A 17434-nucleotide genomic window follows, 5' to 3' on the forward strand; every position below is an offset into this window, starting at 1 on the left:
GAGTTCGGCCACGACCTCGGTCTGCCTGACTTCTACGACACCGCGGGCGGCGAGAACGGCACCGGCTTCTGGAACGACGTACTTCCGATCTGCCAGGCTCTACGAGAGCCTGGCGAACCGGTAGCACCGTCGGGTCGGCGGGTCAGTCGGCGAGCGGGAGATACACCCGGCTTCCCGCCGCCGCGAACTCCTTCGACTTCTCCAGCATCCCCGCCTCGATCTCCTCAGGGGAGGCGCCCTCCGTGCTGCCGAAGCGGTCGCGTACGTCCTGGCTGATCTTCATCGAGCAGAACTTCGGACCGCACATGGAGCAGAAGTGGGCGGTCTTGGCGTTCTCCGCCGGGAGGGTCTCGTCGTGGAAGCTCTCGGCGGTGACCGGGTCCAGCGAGAGGGCGAACTGGTCACGCCAGCGGAACTCGAAACGGGCCCTGGAGAGGGCGTCGTCGTGGTCTCGGGCGCCGGGGTGGCCCTTGGCGATGTCGGCGGCGTGAGCGGCGAGCTTGTAGGTGATGACGCCGGTCTTCACGTCGTCCCTGTCCGGCAGACCGAGGTGCTCCTTCGGGGTGACATAGCAGAGCATCGCGGTGCCGTGCATCGCGATCGTGGCCGCGCCGATGGCGCTGGTGATGTGGTCGTAACCGGGCGCGATGTCGGTTGCGAGCGGGCCCAGCGTGTAGAACGGCGCGCCGTGGCACCACTCCTGCTGGAGGTCGACGTTCTCCTTCACCAGGTTGAGCGGGACGTGGCCGGGGCCCTCGACCATCACCTGCACGTCGTGTCGCCAGGCTCGCTCCGTCAGCTCGGCGAGGGTGCGGAGCTCGGAGAGCTGGGCCTCGTCGTTGGCGTCGGCGGTGCACCCCGGCCGGAGCCCGTCACCGAGGGAGAAGGCGACGTCGTACTGCTTGAAGATCTCGCACAGCTCATCGAAGTGGGTGTAGAGGAAGCTCTCCTGGTGGTGCGCCAGGCACCAGCCGGCCATGATCGAGCCGCCTCGGCTGACGATGCCGGTGACGCGGTTGGCGGTGAGCGGGACGTAGCGGAGCAGTACGCCGGCGTGGATCGTCATGTAGTCGACGCCCTGCTCGGCCTGCTCGATGACGGTGTCGCGGAAAACCTCCCAGGTCAGCTTGTCGGCCTCGCCGTTGACCTTCTCCAGGGCCTGGTAGATCGGGACGGTGCCGATCGGGACCGGGCTGTTGCGCAGGATCCACTCGCGAGTGGTGTGGATGTCATCGCCGGTGCTGAGGTCCATCACCGTGTCCGCACCCCAGGTGACCGCGTGGGTGAGCTTGTCGACCTCCTCCGCGATGCTGCTGGTGACCGCGGAGTTGCCGATGTTGGCGTTGATCTTCACCAGGAAGCGCTTGCCGATGATCATCGGCTCGGACTCGGGGTGGTTGACGTTGTTGGGGATGATCGCGCGGCCCGCCGCGACCTCCTCGCGGACCAGCTCGGGGTCGCAGCTCTCGCGGACGGCGACGTAGGCCATCTCCTTGGTGATGATGCCCTGGCGCGCGTAGTGCATCTGGGTGACTGCGGTGGTCGAGCCTGTCGAGACCCCCTTCCGGGGCTGCCTGCGCTCGCCCTGCCACTCCTGGCTGGCAACGCCTCGGCGTACGGCGGTCTTGCCGTTGTCCCGGAGGTCTGTCGGGCGGCCCTCGTAGGGCTCGGTGTCGCCGCGCTCCTCGATCCATTCGAGGCGGCGCGGCGGGAGGCCCTGCTCCGGTCGGGATCCGGGGCCCTCGGTGCAGTAGCGGTCGAAGGTCTCGCCGTTGGTGAGCTCGACCCGGGTCACCGGGACCTTGAGGTCGCCGAGCTCGAGGCGGGTGTGGGCGGGGTGGACGGTCATCGGGTCTCCTTGGTGTGGGCGATCGGTCCCCGGCCTCTTCCGAGGGTCCAGGTCTTGCTGGCTCGAAGCTGTTGGGTGACGTACGCCGCGGCCTGCTCCGCCGCTTTGTGCAGCGTCGCGCCGTGGGCGAGATGGGCGGCCAGGGCTGAGCTGTAGGTGCAGCCGGTGCCGTGGTCGTTGCTCGTGGGGACTGCGGGGTGTGTGAGCGGGATCGGCTGCTTTCCAGGCTCGGCGAGCCAGTCGGTGCAGCTCCCGGTCGCCGCCGGATCGCCGCCGGTGACGATCACGGTCGCCCCGCTGGTCGAGCCGCCGGTCACCCCGCTGGTCGAGCCGCCGGAGCCGCTAGGCGGAGCCGTGTCGAGACCAATACGGCCGTCTCGACGCTCGATAGGAACCGTGTTGGTCTCGACACGCTCGCTGGCGCTCGCGGCTCGACCGACGAGAAAAACCAGTTCCTCGGCCAGCTGCTCGGGCGTCCCGTCGTGGCCGGCCAGAGCCCGGGCCTCATCGAGGTTGGGGGTGACGACGGTGGCGACGGGGAGCAGGTGGTCGAGGTAGGCACGACGTACGTCCTCTCCGCCAAGCACCGCCCCAGAGGTGGCGACAAGAACAGGGTCAACGACAACCGCGGGTTGTGAAGCTGAGAGTGGGCTATAGGTCACTCTCAGCTTCACAACCCGCTGCGCGACTGCCTCTACGGCTGCCGCCGTTCCGAGCATCCCGGTCTTGATCGCGGCAATGGGTAGGTCGTCGAGCACCGCATCGAGCTGAGCCTCGATGGTCGCGTGCGGAACGGGATGAATGTCGCTCACCCCGGTCGTGTCCTGGGCGGTGACCGCCGTGATCACGCAGGCTCCGTGGACCCCGAGCGCGGCGAACGTCGCCAGATCGGCGGCCGTGCCCGCCGCTCCCCCGGAGTCGGTGCCCGCGATGGTGAGCGCGACCGGCGGGTTCACGCGGTCACCTCCGGCTTCGGCGTCGTGGCGAGGACGGCCAGCAGGTCGCGTACGACCTCGGCGGGATCCTCGGCACGCATCACCGCACCCATCACGGCGACACCGTGGGCGCCGGCCGCCACGGCCTCGGCGGCGTTGTCCGGGGTGATCCCCCCGAGGGCGTACGTCGGGAGCGGCAGGTCACCGAACGCGGCCGGCCCGAGCGGCGGTCCGTAGCCGGGCTTGGACTCGGTCAGCGCGTACGGGCTGAGCATCGCGTAGTCGAACCCGTCCTCGGCGGCGGTGGCGACCTCTGCGGGGCTGTGGCAGCTGCGACCGCGGGTGTAACACGCTGTTACACCGTCTTCTCGCCCGTTAGAACGACCGGATAGTCCTACGAACGACGTGTTACCCCCATCGGCGGGGAGCTGCACCCCAGCCGCACCCGGCAGCAGGTCGTGCGCAGCGATGACCACCAGGCCGAGGTCGACGGCGGCCTTCGCCAGCCCGGCTCGCTGCTCCGGGGTCTCGTCGAGCTCACGGAGTACGACGTGGGTCAGGCCGGCCTCGGCGCAGGCCGCCAGCGTCGCGAGCAGGCTGCGGCCGAGCGGCAGCTGGGAGCGGTCGGTGAGGACCAGCAGTCGAGGTAGCTCGGTCATGGGGTTCGGGGTCCCCGCGGCGCCCGGAGCGAAGCGAGGACGTCGTGGGGTGCTCATGCGATCCGGCCCTCCATCGGTGAGGACGCCCGGGCGACCGCCTGTCGCGGGATCCGGCCAGCGCCGCCGGCGGCGTGTCCGGCCTCGACCGCCAGCCTCAGCGCGCGGGCCATCCCGACCGGGTCGTCGGCTCGGGTGACCGCGGTGGCGGCGAGGACGGCAGCGCAGCCGAGCTCCATCGCCAACGCCGCGTCCGAGGCGGTCCCGACCCCGGCGTCGAGCACGACCGGCACGTCGACCGCTGCCACGACGGCCTCGATGGCATGGGGGTTGAGGATGCCCAGCCCCGACCCGATCGGCGAGCCGAGCGGCATCACCGCCGCACAGCCGGCGTCGGCGAGCCGGCGGGCGAGGACGGGGTCGTCGGTGGCGTACGGAAGGACCGTGAAGCCCTTGCGGACCAGTTGTTCGGCAGCCTCGACGAGCTCGACGGCGTCGGGCATCAGCGAGGTCTCGTCGCCGATCACCTCCAGCTTCACCCAGTCGGTCTCGAGCGCCTCGCGCGCGAGCTCGGCGGTCAGCACCGCCTCGCGCGCCGAGAGGCAGCCCGCGGTGTTGGGCAGGATCGGCACCTTCGCGGCGCGGAGTGTCTCGAGCAGCCCGCCGGTCGCCGTCGAGGACGTACGCCGCATCGACACCGTCACCAGACCCGGCTCGGCCGCGTCGATGACCGCAGGGAGCAGGGCCAGGTTGGGCAGCCCGCCGGTGCCGAGGAAGAGGCGCGAGGAGATCTCTCGTCCGGCAATCCTCAAGACGTTGCTCATCCGCCCTGCACCGCCGTCACGATCTCGACGACATGGCCGTCCTGGAGCGTCCAACGCGCCCAGTCGTCGCGCGGCACGATCTCCTCGTCCACAGCGACGGCGATGCCGCTCGGCCGCCGGTCGCCGGTCCTGGCCTCGAGCAGGTCGGCGACGGTCCCGCTGACCTCCATCGGCTCGCTGTTCACGGTGATCTTCATCCGTCCTCCTTCATCCGGAACCGGCGCGGATCGACCGCGGGCTCCACTGAACCTGTCTCGATGTGATCGGCCACCAGCTGCGCTATGAGGGGCGCCAGCAGGACCCCGTTGCGGTAGGCACCCGCGGCGAGCACGACGCCCGGCTCCTGGGTCGGGCCGATCAAGGGGAGGTTGTCGGCGGTCCCGGGCCGGTCGCGCGAGGTCACCTCGACCACGCTGGCCCGGTCGAGGGCCGGGAGCACCCGGCGCGCGGAGTCGAGCAGCCGCCACACGCCCTCGACCGTCGGCAGCAGCGGACCGTCGCGCTCCTCGGAGGTCGCTCCGACGACCACCTCGTCACTCTCGGTCCGCGGCACGACGTAGACCTGCTCGCCGTGGACCCAGGCCCGCACCGTCCGTTCCACCCGCTCCTGCGTCCGCAGGCGCACCACGTCGCCACGCACCGGCCGGATGAGGGAGGAGTACGGATCGGGGAGTCGCGTGCCGGTCGCGATCACGGTGACCGTGTTGGTCTCGAGCCGCCCAGCGGATTCGTCGGTCGAGCCCGATTCGTGAGGAACGAACGAATCCGTGTCGAGACCAACACGGTCACCGACCCGATCGAGCAGTGCAGCGACGACCGCACGCGGGTCGACGGAATGGTCCTCGGCGAGGTAGGCCCCACCGGCGACGCGGCCGAGGCCGGGTTCGCGGGCGAGCAGCTCGCGGCGTACGAGTCTCTCGTAGGAGACGCCGGCGAGGTCGAGCACCGCGAGCTGCCGCTCGACCTGCTGGACGTCCCCGGCGTCGACGCCGGCCAGGACCGTCCCGCGGGTGTGGATCGGCACGCCGAGACGGGCGGCGAACGCCGGCCAGAGCGACAGCGACGACAGGCAGAGCCGGGTCAGGTCCTCCTCGCCGTGCCAGGCCTCGCCGGCGGGGCTGAGCATCCCGGCCGCGGCGTACGACGCTCCCGAGCCCGGCGCGGGATCGACGACCGTGACGTCATGGCCGCGGCGGATCAGCTCGTCGGCCACGGACAGCCCGACGATCCCGGCACCGAGGATTCGCACCCGCATCAGCCGACCGCTTCCACGAGCTCCTTCGCGGCTTGCAGCGGATCGGGTTGTCGCCAGAGACCGCCGATCACGGCGACCCCGTGGGCGCCGGCGGCACGCACGGCGGCGGCCACTCCGGCGGAGATGCCGCCGATCGCGATCAGCGGCAGCACACCGGTCGCCGCCGTGACCGCGTCGACGCCCAGCGGGTCGGGGAGCCCCGACTTGGAGGAGGTCGCGAAGACCGGCCCGAAGCCGGCGTAGTCCGCGCCCGCGCCGGCGGCCGCCTCGACCGCGGCGCGGTCGCGGCAGGTCGCCCCGATGACCAGCCCCGGAGCGACCGCGTCGGCGATCCGGCGGGCATCGGCCACCGGCAGGTCGGCGGCACCGAGGTGGACACCGTGTGCACCGGCCGCGAGCGCCACATCGAGCCGGTCATCGACGACGACGCAGGCCTCGTACGCCGCGACGAGCTCCATCACGGTCGCGGCCAGAACCACCAGCTCACGTGTGGTCGCAGTCTTGTCGCGTACTTGAAAGCCATCGACCCCTGCCGCGGCAAGGGCGGGCAGGAGAGTCAGGTCGTCGGTCGTGGAGACCAGGCAGAAGAGCCTCGGGAGTGCGTGCAACACGTCAGGTCACTTCCTTCGCCGGCATTATCCGGATCAGGTACGACGGTCGGAGCAGCTACAGCTCCCTCTCAGCCCGCTGCCGCGGACTCCCGTGTGGTTGGGTCCCTTTCACTGTAGCGGAGACCTGGGCCCCTTTCGCAAGGGGTTCACGCCGATCCCGACGTCTGCGGCGAGCGCTGCGCCAGCGGCTTGAGTTCACAGGCCTCCGCGAACCCGTCGGACTCGATGCCCAGCGCGATGTTGCCACGGGTGGTGAAGTTGGCGAACGCGATGACCGCGGTCAGCTCGACCACCGCCGCCTCCCCGAGCTGCTCGCGCAGGCTCGCGACCATCTCGTCGGTCACCGTCGGCTCGGTGTGGCTCATCGCCTCGGCGTACGCCAGCACCTCCCGCTCCAACGGGGTGAAGACGTCCGACTCCTGCCAACGCGGCACCTCTCGCGCCTTGTCGAGGTCGAGTCCCTTGTTGTGCGCCTCGAAGTAGTTGTAGTCGAGGCACCAGGTGCATCCGATCAGCGACGCGACCGCCATGTGGGCGTACGTCTTCAGGTCCTCGTCGCAGGCGTCCCACTTCTTCACCTTCGAGCCGAGGCCAGACATCCCCATCAGCACCTTCTGGTTGTGCCAGTAGACGCCGATCGAGGTCGGCACCGTACCGAGCATCTTCTTCGCGAACCGCTTGATCACGATCCCTTTGAGGCCAGTGACCTCCGCCGGCGGGATCCGGGTCGTACCAGTCATGATCTCCTCCTGTATCCAGCCCGATGAAGGGCTCTCGGTACGTAGACGGAGGAGCCGTGTCGATTGTGACACCCGACGCGGCGTAGCCTATTGGCTCGTGGCTGACGTTGAGTTCCGGTACTCCGACCTCCTCCCGACCGGTAAGGACGACACTCCTTACCGGCTGATCAGCAGCGAGGGGGTGGAAGAGGTCGAGGTCGACGGGCGTAAGTTCCTGAAGGTCGACCCCGAGGCGATCCGCCGGCTGACCGCCGAGGCGATGAAGGACATCAACCAGTACCTCCGTCCGGCCCACCTCAAGCAGCTGCGCAAGATCATCGACGACCCCGAGGCCTCCGGCAACGACCGCTTCGTCGCGCTCGACCTGCTCAAGAACGTCAACATCTCCGCCGGTGGGATCCTGCCGATGTGCCAGGACACCGGCACCGCGATCGTGATGGGCAAGAAGTCCGAGGGCGTACTGACCGGCTCCGACGACGCCGAGACCGTCAGCCGCGGTGTCTTCGACGCCTACACCAAGCTCAACCTGCGCTACTCCCAGCTCGCGCCGCTGACCACCTACGAGGAGAAGAACACCGGCTCCAACCTGCCCGCGCAGGTCGAGATCTACTCGACCGCCGAGGGCGAGAACGGCCCGGAGTACAAGTTCCTCTTCATGGCCAAGGGCGGCGGCTCGGCCAACAAGTCGTTCCTGTTCCAGGAGACCAAGGCGATCCTGCACCCCGACCGGATCCTGAGCTTCCTCGACGAGAAGATCCGCTCGCTCGGCACCGCCGCCTGCCCGCCGTACCACCTCGCCGTCGTCATCGGCGGGACGTCCGCGGAGTTCGCCCTGAAGACGGCCAAGTACGCCTCGGCCCACTACCTCGACAACCTGCCGACCGAGGGCTCGATGAGCGCCCACGGCTTCCGCGATGTTGACCTGGAGGAGAAGGTCTTCGAGCTGACCCAGTCCTTCGGCATCGGCGCCCAGTTCGGCGGCAAGTACTTCTGCCACGACGTACGCGTCGTCCGACTCCCCCGCCACGGCGCCTCCTGCCCGGTGGCGATCGCGGTCTCCTGCTCCGCCGACCGTCAGGCGCTGGGCAAGATCACCCGCGACGGGGTGTTCCTCGAGCAGCTCGAGACCGACCCGGCGCAGTACATGCCGGACGCCGGGATGGCCGAGGAGATCGCGGCCGGCGAGGTCGTGGACATCGACCTCAACCAGCCGATGTCGGAGATCCTGGCGACCCTCTCCCAGCACCCGGTCAAGACCCGGCTCTCCCTGTCCGGCCCGATGGTCGTGGCCCGCGACATCGCGCACGCCAAGATCAAGGAGCGGCTGGACGCCGGCGAGGAGATGCCGGAGTACATGAAGAACCACCCGGTCTACTACGCCGGCCCGGCCAAGACGCCGGAAGGCATGGCGAGCGGCTCCTTCGGCCCGACGACTGCCGGCCGGATGGACTCCTACGTCGAGCAGTTCCAGGCCGCCGGCGGCTCGATGGTCATGCTCGCCAAGGGCAACCGCTCCAAGGTCGTCGCCGAGGCCTGCGGGACCTACGGCGGCTTCTACCTCGGCTCCATCGGCGGCCCGGCCGCCCGGCTGGCGCAGGACTGCATCAAGTCCGTCGAGGTGCTCGAGTACCCCGAGCTCGGTATGGAGGCGGTCTGGAAGATCGAGGTGGAGAACTTCCCCGCCTTCATCGTGGTCGACGGCGAGGGCAACGACTTCTTCATCGACCCGGCCGGAACCACCACCGTCCCCCTCAGCGGGATCAGGGTGCGCTCGAAGGAGCGCTGAGCGGGCGTCCGCCGGCGTTGAGCCTCGGCGTTGCGGGACGACTGATCCTGCTGGAGGCCACAAACGCGCTTGAGGCCCTTGCGACACGCCGACATGCGGCGTGTCGCGGGGGTGTTCGGTGGGCCCTATGGCCGCCGCTGACGTCGGAGCAGTCCGAAGACCTACGAAGCCGCGGCAGGTCCCGGACCGCCCCCAGAGTCCCTAGACGTCGTTGTCACGCCGATTCTCCGGCGGCGCCTCGCTCGGCCCGGACCCCTGTGTGTCCGGACTGCCCGACTCCGAGTCGGGGTAGCCAGCGGTTGCGTCCGACGGGGCGATCGGCGTACTGCTCTCGTCCTCGTCGAGACGCTCGGTCTCGGAGACCTGCCCGTCCCCACCGGTGTAGTCGGGGTCGTCCGGCCCCTCTGCGGGAAGCTGCTGATGGCTCATGTCTCCTGCGGTACCCCGCAACGGCCCCAACGGCACCTCTCAGTTGCTGCCGACCGGTTTCCACTCCCGTCTGAGCAACCCGAGGACCCACGAGTCCGAGACGTCGCCGTTGACGATGCAGTCCTCGCGCAGCGTCCCCTCCAGCCTGAACCCGAGCTTCTCCAACACCCGGGCGCAGGGGGCGTTGCGGGTGTCGGCCTCCGCCTGGACCCGGTTCAGGTCCAACGTGTCGAAGGCCCAGGCCAGCAGTGCGCCGGCGGCCTCGGTCGCGAAGCCGTGCCCCCACGCGTCCTCGTTGAGGCAGAAGCCGAGGGACGCGCTGCGGAACTCGGGGTCCCACGAGTTGAAGGTGCACCAGCCGAGGAACGCAGAGTCGCGTTCGATGGCCACCCGCACCCCACTCTCCTCCTCCGCCATCTCACGAGACCTCACGATGAACTGGTCCGCGCGCGTGCGCTCTGTCCACGGCGGTGAATCCCAGTAGCGCAGCACGTGGGCGTTGCTCTGCAAAGCGAACAGCTCGTCCGCATCGGATTCGGCGAACGGACGCAATCTCAACCGCGCCGTGACGAGCGTTGGTGTGGCCAGCGACATGGCTCCATGCTGTCAGCCGCGATGGCTCGACGCACCAGGTTTCAGCGCATCGAGCCCGTCCTCATTCAAGCCCGAGCGCCGACTTCGCTTCCCGCCATGCCTCGGGGCTGCCGGCTGCCAAAAGACCCTCACGACGATCCGTCGGGTCGTACGCCGCACCGTCCAGGCGGGCCACGACCCCGCCAGCTTCTCTCAGCATCAGGGCGCCGGGGGCGTGGTCCCAGGGCAAAGTACGCCAGTACAGCATGAAGTCGCCGTCGCCCCTGGCGAGTGCGGGGTACTCGATGCTGGCGGCGGTCGCCCGCGGCTCCAGCGTCCCGAACCGATGCTCGTTTCGCTCGATCACAGCGCGGACATCGACTGGCAGGAACCGCTTCATGACCGCGCCCTCGAGGCTGCTCGAGGACCGTCTGACAGCGAGGCGTTCTCCTGATTCGGTCTCCCACGCGCCAGCCCCTTGTTCGGCAACGAAGGTCCGGGAGTGCTCGGGCTGATGGATGATTCCGAGCACGGTCTCGCTGTTGACGACCAGCGCAGCCATCACTCCGTAATCCGGCGAGCCAGCTGCGAAGGCGCCGGTGCCGTCGAGCGGGTCGAGCAGCCACACCGGCCGCTCGCCGGAGAGGTGGCGAAGCAATGTCGGGTTCTCAGCGGCGGCTTCCTCCCCGATCACGACGCTTCCCGGCACCGCAGCGCACAGGCGAGCAGAGAGCGCACTCTCGCATTCCTGATCGGCAACGGTGACCACTTCACCAGGCGACTTCTCCCATATGTCCGCAGTCGTCAGCGCACGGAACCTAGGTCGCAGGTAACAGGTCGCGGCCTCACGTACCTCAGCGACCACTCGTTCCACGTCGTAGCCCACGGGGGTAAACGTACGGCAGACCGCTCGTACGGCAGACCGCCAGTTTCGGCAGCCCTGGTGGGCCCATCACGTTGTCGGTGGTCGCTCTCATACTGGCAGTCATGGACGCAGTCGAGGCGCTGGAGCAGCTGGGTGGGATCGCCCGCGCTGCCGACATCGTCGCGCTCTCCAGTCGACGCCGCCTCCGCACCGCGGTGTCGAACAAGGTGATCATCCATGTCGACCGCGACCGCTACGCCCTTCCAGTGACCGACCTCGGCCGTCGGCTCGCGGTGAAGCACAACCTCCACCTCACCCATCTCAGCGCCGCGCTCCATCACGGCTGGGAGGTCCGTGCGTCTCCCAGCGTCCCGCAGCTCCTCCTGCCGAGCGGACAGGAACAGCCGACCAGCAAGGCCAGGTTCTGGACGTACGACGCCCGGCGCGAGGACTTGGACGGCTGGTCCACAGGACCGCTGCTCACCGTCATGCTGTGCGCTCGCGATCTGCCTTTCGCAAGCGCGCTGACCGTCGCCGACTCGGCACTGCGCCACGGCTCGCTGACACACGAAGAGCTCGTCACCGCCAGCCACACCTGGCGTGGCGGCAACAAGGAGCAGGTCGAGAAGGTCGCAGCCCACGCCAACGGCTCGGCCGCCAACGCATTCGAGTCTGGCCTACGCGCAATCACGGCGACTGCGGGCTACGAGTTCATCCCGCAGTACGAGGTGCGCGTTGGCGCGCTGACGGTGCACCCCGACCTCGTCGACCCGATCAACGGCCTCATCCTCGAGGCCGATTCCTGGGACTTCCACGCCGACCGCGAGGCGCACGACCGCGACTGCCAGCGCTACACGATGCTCGCCGCCGACGGCTGGATCGTGCTGCGGTTCACCTACGACCAGGTGATGTTCCAGCCCGAGTACGTGCTGAGGTGCATCGAGATGGCGCTGGCCCAGCGATCTGCGGCAGCCTGACCCCGGCCCCAAGAGGCCCAGAATCCAACCGCGACACGCCTGGCAACGGCGTGTCGCGCGTCGGTTTCAGAGTGCCCGTGGCCCCTAGGTGACTCATCGTCACGCCGAGTCGGGGCCGCGGAGGTCGGTGACCTCGACACGCTTGACGCGGATGCCCCAGTCCTCGCAGGAGCGGCGAGTGGCGTCGTACGCGACGTCCGTCAGGCGCTGGGCAGAAGTGAGGAACTCGTCCTGGCCGACGATTCCGGCGAACTCTCGCAGTGCCGCACGCACGGCACGTTCGAGCTGCTGCCGGGGCTTGTCGACGCGGTAGGCGACCGACGGATCCTCGAACTCGAAATAGACGTCCACGACCGCCTCGCAGACGTGGTGGTCGCGGCAGACGAGCGGCTCCCGCATCGACAGCACCTGCTCGCGCATGTCGAACCGAGCCACGACCCGGTCGAGCAGCGGCACAACGGTGTTGAGACCGGGCCTCAGCGTCGCCCGGAACCGGCCGCCGCGCTCGATCACGACGCAGGTCGCCGCCGGGACGATCTTGACGCTCATCAGCATCCCGACGACGACCACGACGACAAGCAGCACGACCACGAGACCCGGCGACATGCCGGTCAGATTACCGGCACCCCTCAGCCGATGATGCGGTCCGCGCGGGCGGACTCCTCCTTGGCCTGCTCGACGGCCTTGGCGGCCTCCTCATGAGCCTCACGCTGGGCCTGTTCGATGGCGTCGCGCGGAGTGGGGACGGGCGGCGTACGTCGTTCGCTCTCGTTCCTGTCGCCGTTGCCGTTGCCGTTGCCCACAGACTTGGAGGCGCTGTCGGCGAAGGCGCCGGTGACCGTACGCATCGCCTCGGTCAGCTCGCCGGGGATGACCCAGAACGAGTTGCCGTGCGCGGCGAGCGAGGGCAGCATCTCGAGGTACTTGTAGGCGAGGACCTTGGCGTCGGCGTCGTTGGCGTGGACCGCCTGGAAGACCCGCTCGAGGGCGTTGGCCTCACCGTCGGCCTCGAGCACCCGGGCCTGCTGGTTACCTTCCGCCTCGAGGATGGACTTCTGCCGGGTGCCTTCGGCCTCCAGGATCAGCGAGGCCCGCTTGCCTTCGGCGTGCAGGATCGCGGCGCGCTTGTCACGCTCGGCGCGCATCTGCTTCTCCATCGCCTCCTTGATCGAGGCCGGCGGGTCGATCGCCTTGATCTCGACCCGGTTGACCCGGATCCCCCACTTCCCGGTGGCGTCGTCGAGCACCTCGCGCAGGCGGACGTTGATGGTCTCGCGAGACGTCAGGGTGGACTCCAGGTCCATCGATCCGATCAGGTTTCGCAACGTGGTCACGGTGAGCTGGTCGATCGCCTGCAGGTAGTCGGCCACCTCGTAGGCGGCCGCCCGCGGGTCGGTGATCTGGTAGTAGAGCACCGTGTCGATGGCGACCACGAGGTTGTCCTCGGTGATGACCGGGCGCGGGTTGGAGGAGTAGACCTGCTCACGAACGTCCAGCTTGGTATTGACCCGGTCCACCAGCGGGATCACGAAGTTCAGCCCCGGCTGCAAGGTCCCCCGATAGCGCCCGAAGCGCTCGATGTTGTAGCGCCGCGCCTGTGGCACGATCCGCACCGTCGAGGCGACCGCACCCACCACCAGCGCGACCAGGACCAGAACTATCAGCAGAAGCTCCATGTCGTACGTCCTTCCTAGGGCGAGAGCGACAGCGGGTCGCGCGGGTGCACGAGCGCAGTCGCGCCTTCGATCTCGAACACGTCGACCCGGCATCCGACCGGGATGACCAAGTCCTCGTCGTAGGGCCGGGCCGACCATTCCTCACCGGCGAGGCGCACCAGGCCGTGGTCGAAGCTCACCTCGGAGAGGACGACCGCCTGACGGCCGACCAAGGCATCGGTGCCGTCGCGCACCGGCGGCGGCAGAGCCAGATGTCGTCGCGCCACCGGCCGCACGAGCAGTACGCTGCCGCCGCCCGCGAGCACGAAGACGAGCGCCTGCACGAGCACCGGCGCCCCGAGCGCCGCGCTCCCGGCAGCGAGGAGCGCCCCGCCGGCGACGAAAGCGAACGCCAGCGTCATCGTGAACGCCTCGGCCACTCCGAGCAGCACGGCGACGATGATCCAGAAGATCGACCACATAAGCCCACCAGCCTCGGTTTCCCACCAGCGTACTCCCGGTGTGGTGACGGTCACACCCGTTCAGTCGGAGTTGTTCCGCCCGTTCAGCAGCGGCAGACCCACCCACAGGGACAGGAACAGGATCAGGACCCCCACGGCGGCGACGACGGCGATCGCGAACGAGACGACGACGTCGAAGACGAGCAGCACCACGAGCGCAGAGACGATCGCGAAGCCCACCAGCCCGGCCCGGGCGCAGGCGTGCGAGGCCCGCACCAGCCACGGCCGCTGCCGGCGCCGGAACAGAATCCGGTGGAAGGAGACCGGGGCGACGATGAGGCAGGTGGTGATGACCGAACCGACCAGCACGACGAGATAGATCGTCTTCTGCTGGTCGTTCAGATCGGGGAAGCGCGGCGAGAAGGGCACCGTCAGCAGGAAACCGGTCAGGATCTGCACGCCCGTCTGCAGCACTCGTAGTTCTTGGAGGAGCTCGTTCCAGTTGCGGGTGATGCGCTCCTCCGGCCGCTCGTCCGGGCCTCCTCCCTCGACCGGGCGACCGCTCGCGCCGCTGGTCGCCATCAGAAGACCGGCCGTCCTCCAGTCACCCCGAGGACGGTCCCGGAGACGTAGGACGCCTCCGCGGGCGAGGCCAGGAAGACGAACGCCGGTGCGACCTCGGCCGGCTGGCCGGCACGCCCCAGCGGAGTGTTCGCCCCGAACTGCTCCACCTTCTCCGGCGCCTGCGTCGCAGGCTGCAGCGGCGTCCAGATCGGCCCTGGAGCCACCGCGTTCACCCGGATCCCCTCGGGCCCGAGCTCAGCGGCCAGGTTGACGGTGAAGTTGTTGATCGCCGCCTTGGTCGCGGCGTAGTCGAGCAGGCTGGTCGAGGGTTCGTACGCCTGGATCGAGGCGTTGTTGATGACGCAGCCGCTGCGCTCCTGCAGGTGCGGCACGGCCGCTCGGGTCAGCCAGAGCAGGGCGTACAGGTTGGTCTTGAAGGTCCGGTCGATCCGCTCGTCGTCCATGTCGGTCAGGCCCTTGTCGCGGGCGAACTGGTAGCCGGCGTTGTTGACCAGGATGTCCAGGCCGCCGAGCTCCTGCACGGTGCGTTCGACGGCCTCGTCGCACGCCTCGCGCTCGCGCAGGTCGATCGGCATGGCCAGGGCCGCATGTCCGGCGTCCTCGACGAGCTTCGAGGTCGTCTGCGCATCCGGCTCCTCCTCGGGGAGGTAGGTGAATGCCACATCGGCTCCCTCGCGGGCGTACGCGAGGGCGACCGCGCGACCGATGCCGGAGTCACCGCCGGTGATCAGCGCGACCTTTCCGTCGAGGCGGCCGTGGCCTTCGTAGCTGGACTCACCGTGGTCGGGCAGCGGGTCCATCTCGCCGGTGAGGCCGGGAGGCTCCTGCTGCTGGGCTGGGAACTGGGTGTTGTCATCGCTCATGTCGGGTCCGGTACCCATATCCGACACAATGGAGACCGTGAGCGGGACTGAATCGGTGATAGTCGAGACGACCGGAGCGAGGTCGGATGGCGAGCTTGCTCGTCCATCCGCGCCGAGCGAGGGAGTAAGCGCGCGCAGCGCGCACGGTGGCCTGGCCCTGCGGCACCGGGCGGACGGCCACCTGGAGCTGCGGGCCAACGGGATCTTCGTGATGGACACCCGGGAGACCTCGACCGAGAAGGCGCTCGCGACGCGTGCGCTCGAGCTCCACGCGCAGCCCGGAAAGGTGCTCATCGGTGGCCTCGGCCTCGGCTTCACTCTCGAGGCGGCGCTGACCGACCGGCGCGTCGAGGCGGTCACGGTCGTCGAGATCGAGCCGCGCCTGGTCGAGTGGATGCGCACCGGGACGATCCCCCACGGTCCCGACCTCCTGAGCGACGAGCGCGTCCACATCGAGGTCGCCGACGTGGCCGTGGTCCTGCGGGAGAGCCGGGCCGAGGCGTACGACGTCGTGCTGCTGGACGTCGACAACGGCCCCGGCTACCTGGTCCACGACGCCAACGGAGCGCTCTACGAGGCGCCCGCGCTGGCCCATGCGCGGCGGGCCACCGCCCCGGGTGGCACGGTGGTGGTGTGGTCGGCGGCGGAGGCTCCGGCGCTGCTGGAGGTGATGACGCAGGTCTTCGACCATGCCGAGGCACACTCCTACCCCGTCGACCTGCAGGGGCACGAGGAGACCTACTGGCTCTACGTGGGCTGGCTCTCTACCGGCGGGGTCTCGCCAAGGAATGGCACCAACTAGTCAAAGGTTGAACCAGACATGGACGACATGAGCTTTCGCATCGAGCACGACTCCATGGGTGAGGTACGAGTCCCGAAGGACGCGCTCTGGCGTGCCCAGACCCAGCGGGCCGTGGAGAACTTCCCCATCTCGGGCACACCCATCGAGCCGGCGCTGATCCACGCGATCGGCCACGTGAAGGCCGCTGCCGCCAAGGCCAACTTCGACCTCGGCGTGCTCCCCGGCGACAAGGCCGAGGCGATCATCGCGGCCGCGGGCGAGATCTCCGAAGGTCGCCACGACGACGCCTTCCCGATCGACGTCTTCCAGACCGGGTCCGGCACGTCGTCCAACATGAATGCCAACGAGGTCATCGCCTCGCTGGTGGCGCGGGCCGGGCGGGACGTGCACCCCAACGACCACGTCAACGCCTCGCAGTCCTCCAACGACACCTTCCCGACCGCGATCCACGTCGCCGCGGCGGTCGCCGTCACCGAGCAGCTGCTGCCCGCGATCGACGTGCTGGCCGACTCCCTCGAGGCGAAGGCCGAGGAGTTCGCCGGCCTGGTGAAGTCGGGGCGTACGCATCTGATGGATGCCACGCCGGTCACCCTCGGCCAGGAGTTCGGAGGGTACGCCGCCACCGTCCGCTACGCGGCCGAGCGACTCGAGTCCGTACTGCCCAGGGTGCGTGAGCTCGCGCTCGGCGGCACCGCGGTCGGCACCGGCATCAACACGCCCGCCGGCTTTCCGCAGTCAGTGATCGCCGACCTCGCCAACCGCACCGGTCAGCCGTTCACCGAGGCCCGCAACCACTTCGAGGCCCAGGGCACCCGCGACTCGCTGGTCGAGCTGTCCGGGGTCCTGAAGACGATCGCGGTCGGGCTCATCAAGATCAACAACGACCTGCGCTGGATGTCGTCAGGCCCCACCACCGGCCTGGCCGAGATCCACCTGCCCGATCTCCAGCCGGGCTCCTCGATCATGCCCGGCAAGGTCAACCCGGTCGTCCCCGAGGCGGTCTTGATGGTGGCGTTCCAGGTGATCGGCAACGACGCCGCGGTGACCGCCGCCGGAGCCTCCGGCGCCTTCGAGCTCAACGTCGCCATGCCGGTGATGGCCCGCAACGTCCTGGAGTCCATCCGCCTGCTCTCGACCGCCATGACCGTCCTCGCCGAGCGCACCGTCGACGGGATCGTCCCCGACACCGAGCGTCTGCGCGGCTACGCCGAGTCCTCCCCCTCGATCGTCACGCCGCTGAACAAGTACATCGGCTACGAGGCCGCCGCCAAGGTCGCCAAGCAGGCCCTCGCCGAGGGCGCCACGATCAAGGACACCGTCATCGAGCTCGGCTACGTCGAGAACGGCACCCTCACCGAGGCCCAGCTGGACGAAGCCCTGGACGTCGAGTCGATGACCCACCCCTGAATCGCCGAGTCGGCTCGTCCTGACCGATTCAAAGGCCGAGTCGGCTCATCCTGACCCGAAATCTCGTCGAGTCGGCGCGTCATGACGCGCCGACCGTGCCCTCGTCGAGGTGCACCCGTGGCCACACCAGCCAGGCGAAGAGCGGCGGCACGACGATGGCC

General features: G+C 69.1%; 20 protein-coding genes, 1 pseudogene and 1 riboswitch. Of the genes and pseudogenes, 5 read left to right on the top strand and 16 right to left on the bottom strand.

What is annotated here, in order from left to right:
* Window positions 1–66, top strand: a pseudogene (locus ABZZ22_RS25215) (immune inhibitor A domain-containing protein); the annotation flags it as partial.
* 76 nt (window positions 67–142) lie between these two features.
* Here the strand turns inward: ABZZ22_RS25215 and thiC are convergent.
* The 8 genes from thiC to ABZZ22_RS25255 all read right to left on the bottom strand — a co-directional run bounded on the left by thiC (window position 143) and on the right by ABZZ22_RS25255 (window position 6870).
* Entirely contained in the window at window positions 143–1849 is a 1707-nt protein-coding gene (gene thiC, locus ABZZ22_RS25220) for a phosphomethylpyrimidine synthase ThiC (protein WP_354937656.1), read from the bottom strand.
* Window positions 1846–2805 (bottom strand): bifunctional hydroxymethylpyrimidine kinase/phosphomethylpyrimidine kinase, encoded by a 960-nt coding sequence (locus ABZZ22_RS25225; protein ID WP_354937659.1) that lies wholly within the window; start codon window positions 2803–2805, stop codon window positions 1846–1848. The genes thiC and ABZZ22_RS25225 overlap by 4 nt, the downstream gene beginning before the upstream one ends.
* Window positions 2802–3500 carry a thiamine phosphate synthase gene (locus ABZZ22_RS25230; protein WP_354937662.1) on the bottom strand — a complete coding sequence of 233 codons (699 nt, stop codon included), beginning with the start codon at window positions 3498–3500 and terminating at the stop codon, window positions 2802–2804. The genes ABZZ22_RS25225 and ABZZ22_RS25230 overlap by 4 nt, the downstream gene beginning before the upstream one ends.
* Window positions 3497–4264 carry a thiazole synthase gene (locus tag ABZZ22_RS25235; RefSeq protein WP_354937665.1) on the bottom strand — a complete coding sequence of 256 codons (768 nt, stop codon included), beginning with the start codon at window positions 4262–4264 and terminating at the stop codon, window positions 3497–3499. The genes ABZZ22_RS25230 and ABZZ22_RS25235 overlap by 4 nt, the downstream gene beginning before the upstream one ends.
* Window positions 4261–4461: a sulfur carrier protein ThiS gene (gene thiS / locus ABZZ22_RS25240; protein WP_354937668.1), complete on the bottom strand. Its 201-nt coding sequence runs from the start codon at window positions 4459–4461 to the stop codon at window positions 4261–4263. The genes ABZZ22_RS25235 and thiS overlap by 4 nt, the downstream gene beginning before the upstream one ends.
* Window positions 4458–5519, bottom strand: a complete 1062-nt coding sequence (gene thiO, locus ABZZ22_RS25245; protein ID WP_354937671.1) for a glycine oxidase ThiO — start codon at window positions 5517–5519, stop codon at window positions 4458–4460. The genes thiS and thiO overlap by 4 nt, the downstream gene beginning before the upstream one ends.
* On the bottom strand, window positions 5519–6130 hold the full coding sequence (gene thiE / locus ABZZ22_RS25250; RefSeq protein ID WP_354937674.1) for a thiamine phosphate synthase: 612 nt from the start codon (window positions 6128–6130) through the stop codon (window positions 5519–5521). Before thiE ends, thiO begins: the two co-directional genes overlap by 1 nt.
* A riboswitch (TPP riboswitch) is annotated at window positions 6124–6233 on the bottom strand. It overlaps the preceding gene by 7 nt.
* A gap of 43 nt (window positions 6234–6276) precedes the next feature.
* Window positions 6277–6870 carry a carboxymuconolactone decarboxylase family protein gene (locus ABZZ22_RS25255; RefSeq protein WP_354937676.1) on the bottom strand — a complete coding sequence of 198 codons (594 nt, stop codon included), beginning with the start codon at window positions 6868–6870 and terminating at the stop codon, window positions 6277–6279.
* Between the two features lie 97 nt (window positions 6871–6967).
* Between ABZZ22_RS25255 and ABZZ22_RS25260 the strand changes: the two genes are divergently transcribed.
* Window positions 6968–8656 (top strand): fumarate hydratase, encoded by a 1689-nt coding sequence (locus ABZZ22_RS25260; RefSeq protein ID WP_354937679.1) that lies wholly within the window; start codon window positions 6968–6970, stop codon window positions 8654–8656.
* 201 nt (window positions 8657–8857) lie between these two features.
* Here the strand turns inward: ABZZ22_RS25260 and ABZZ22_RS25265 are convergent, their stop codons facing one another.
* From ABZZ22_RS25265 to ABZZ22_RS25275, 3 genes are all read right to left on the bottom strand, one after another.
* Window positions 8858–9085, bottom strand: a complete 228-nt coding sequence (locus tag ABZZ22_RS25265) for a hypothetical protein (protein WP_354937682.1) — start codon at window positions 9083–9085, stop codon at window positions 8858–8860.
* A gap of 39 nt (window positions 9086–9124) precedes the next feature.
* A complete protein-coding gene (locus ABZZ22_RS25270; RefSeq protein WP_354937685.1) occupies window positions 9125–9679 on the bottom strand; it encodes a GNAT family protein in 555 nt (184 codons plus the stop codon).
* Between the two features lie 61 nt (window positions 9680–9740).
* Window positions 9741–10544, bottom strand: a complete 804-nt coding sequence (locus ABZZ22_RS25275) for an inositol monophosphatase family protein (protein ID WP_354937688.1) — start codon at window positions 10542–10544, stop codon at window positions 9741–9743.
* A gap of 101 nt (window positions 10545–10645) precedes the next feature.
* On the opposite strand from ABZZ22_RS25275, the gene ABZZ22_RS25280 reads away from it, so the two are divergent.
* Window positions 10646–11500 (top strand): DUF559 domain-containing protein, encoded by an 855-nt coding sequence (locus ABZZ22_RS25280; protein WP_354937690.1) that lies wholly within the window; start codon window positions 10646–10648, stop codon window positions 11498–11500.
* A 99-nt stretch (window positions 11501–11599) separates the two neighbouring features.
* Here ABZZ22_RS25280 and ABZZ22_RS25285 read toward each other — a convergent pair whose 3' ends face one another.
* The 5 genes from ABZZ22_RS25285 to ABZZ22_RS25305 are packed head-to-tail and all read right to left on the bottom strand — an operon-like array spanning window position 11600 to window position 15064.
* Window positions 11600–12106: an SPFH domain-containing protein gene (locus tag ABZZ22_RS25285; protein ID WP_354937693.1), complete on the bottom strand. Its 507-nt coding sequence runs from the start codon at window positions 12104–12106 to the stop codon at window positions 11600–11602.
* A gap of 23 nt (window positions 12107–12129) precedes the next feature.
* Window positions 12130–13176 (bottom strand): SPFH domain-containing protein, encoded by a 1047-nt coding sequence (locus tag ABZZ22_RS25290; RefSeq protein WP_354937696.1) that lies wholly within the window; start codon window positions 13174–13176, stop codon window positions 12130–12132.
* A 14-nt stretch (window positions 13177–13190) separates the two neighbouring features.
* Window positions 13191–13691 carry an NfeD family protein gene (locus tag ABZZ22_RS25295; protein WP_354937699.1) on the bottom strand — a complete coding sequence of 167 codons (501 nt, stop codon included), beginning with the start codon at window positions 13689–13691 and terminating at the stop codon, window positions 13191–13193.
* A gap of 6 nt (window positions 13692–13697) precedes the next feature.
* A complete protein-coding gene (locus tag ABZZ22_RS25300) occupies window positions 13698–14198 on the bottom strand; it encodes a DUF6328 family protein (protein WP_354937702.1) in 501 nt (166 codons plus the stop codon).
* Window positions 14198–15064 (bottom strand): glucose 1-dehydrogenase, encoded by an 867-nt coding sequence (locus ABZZ22_RS25305; protein WP_354937705.1) that lies wholly within the window; start codon window positions 15062–15064, stop codon window positions 14198–14200. Before ABZZ22_RS25305 ends, ABZZ22_RS25300 begins: the two co-directional genes overlap by 1 nt.
* 37 nt (window positions 15065–15101) lie before the next feature.
* On the opposite strand from ABZZ22_RS25305, the gene ABZZ22_RS25310 reads away from it, so the two are divergent.
* Together ABZZ22_RS25310 and ABZZ22_RS25315 are read left to right on the top strand one after the other, a co-directional pair.
* Window positions 15102–15866: a hypothetical protein gene (locus ABZZ22_RS25310; protein ID WP_354937708.1), complete on the top strand. Its 765-nt coding sequence runs from the start codon at window positions 15102–15104 to the stop codon at window positions 15864–15866.
* A gap of 18 nt (window positions 15867–15884) precedes the next feature.
* Entirely contained in the window at window positions 15885–17273 is a 1389-nt protein-coding gene (locus ABZZ22_RS25315; protein ID WP_354937711.1) for a class II fumarate hydratase, read from the top strand.
* Window positions 17274–17434: the final 161 nt, after the last annotated feature.

The organism is Nocardioides sp. NPDC006273 (assembly GCF_040613495.1).
Taxonomy (GTDB): Bacteria; Actinomycetota; Actinomycetes; order Propionibacteriales; family Nocardioidaceae; genus Nocardioides.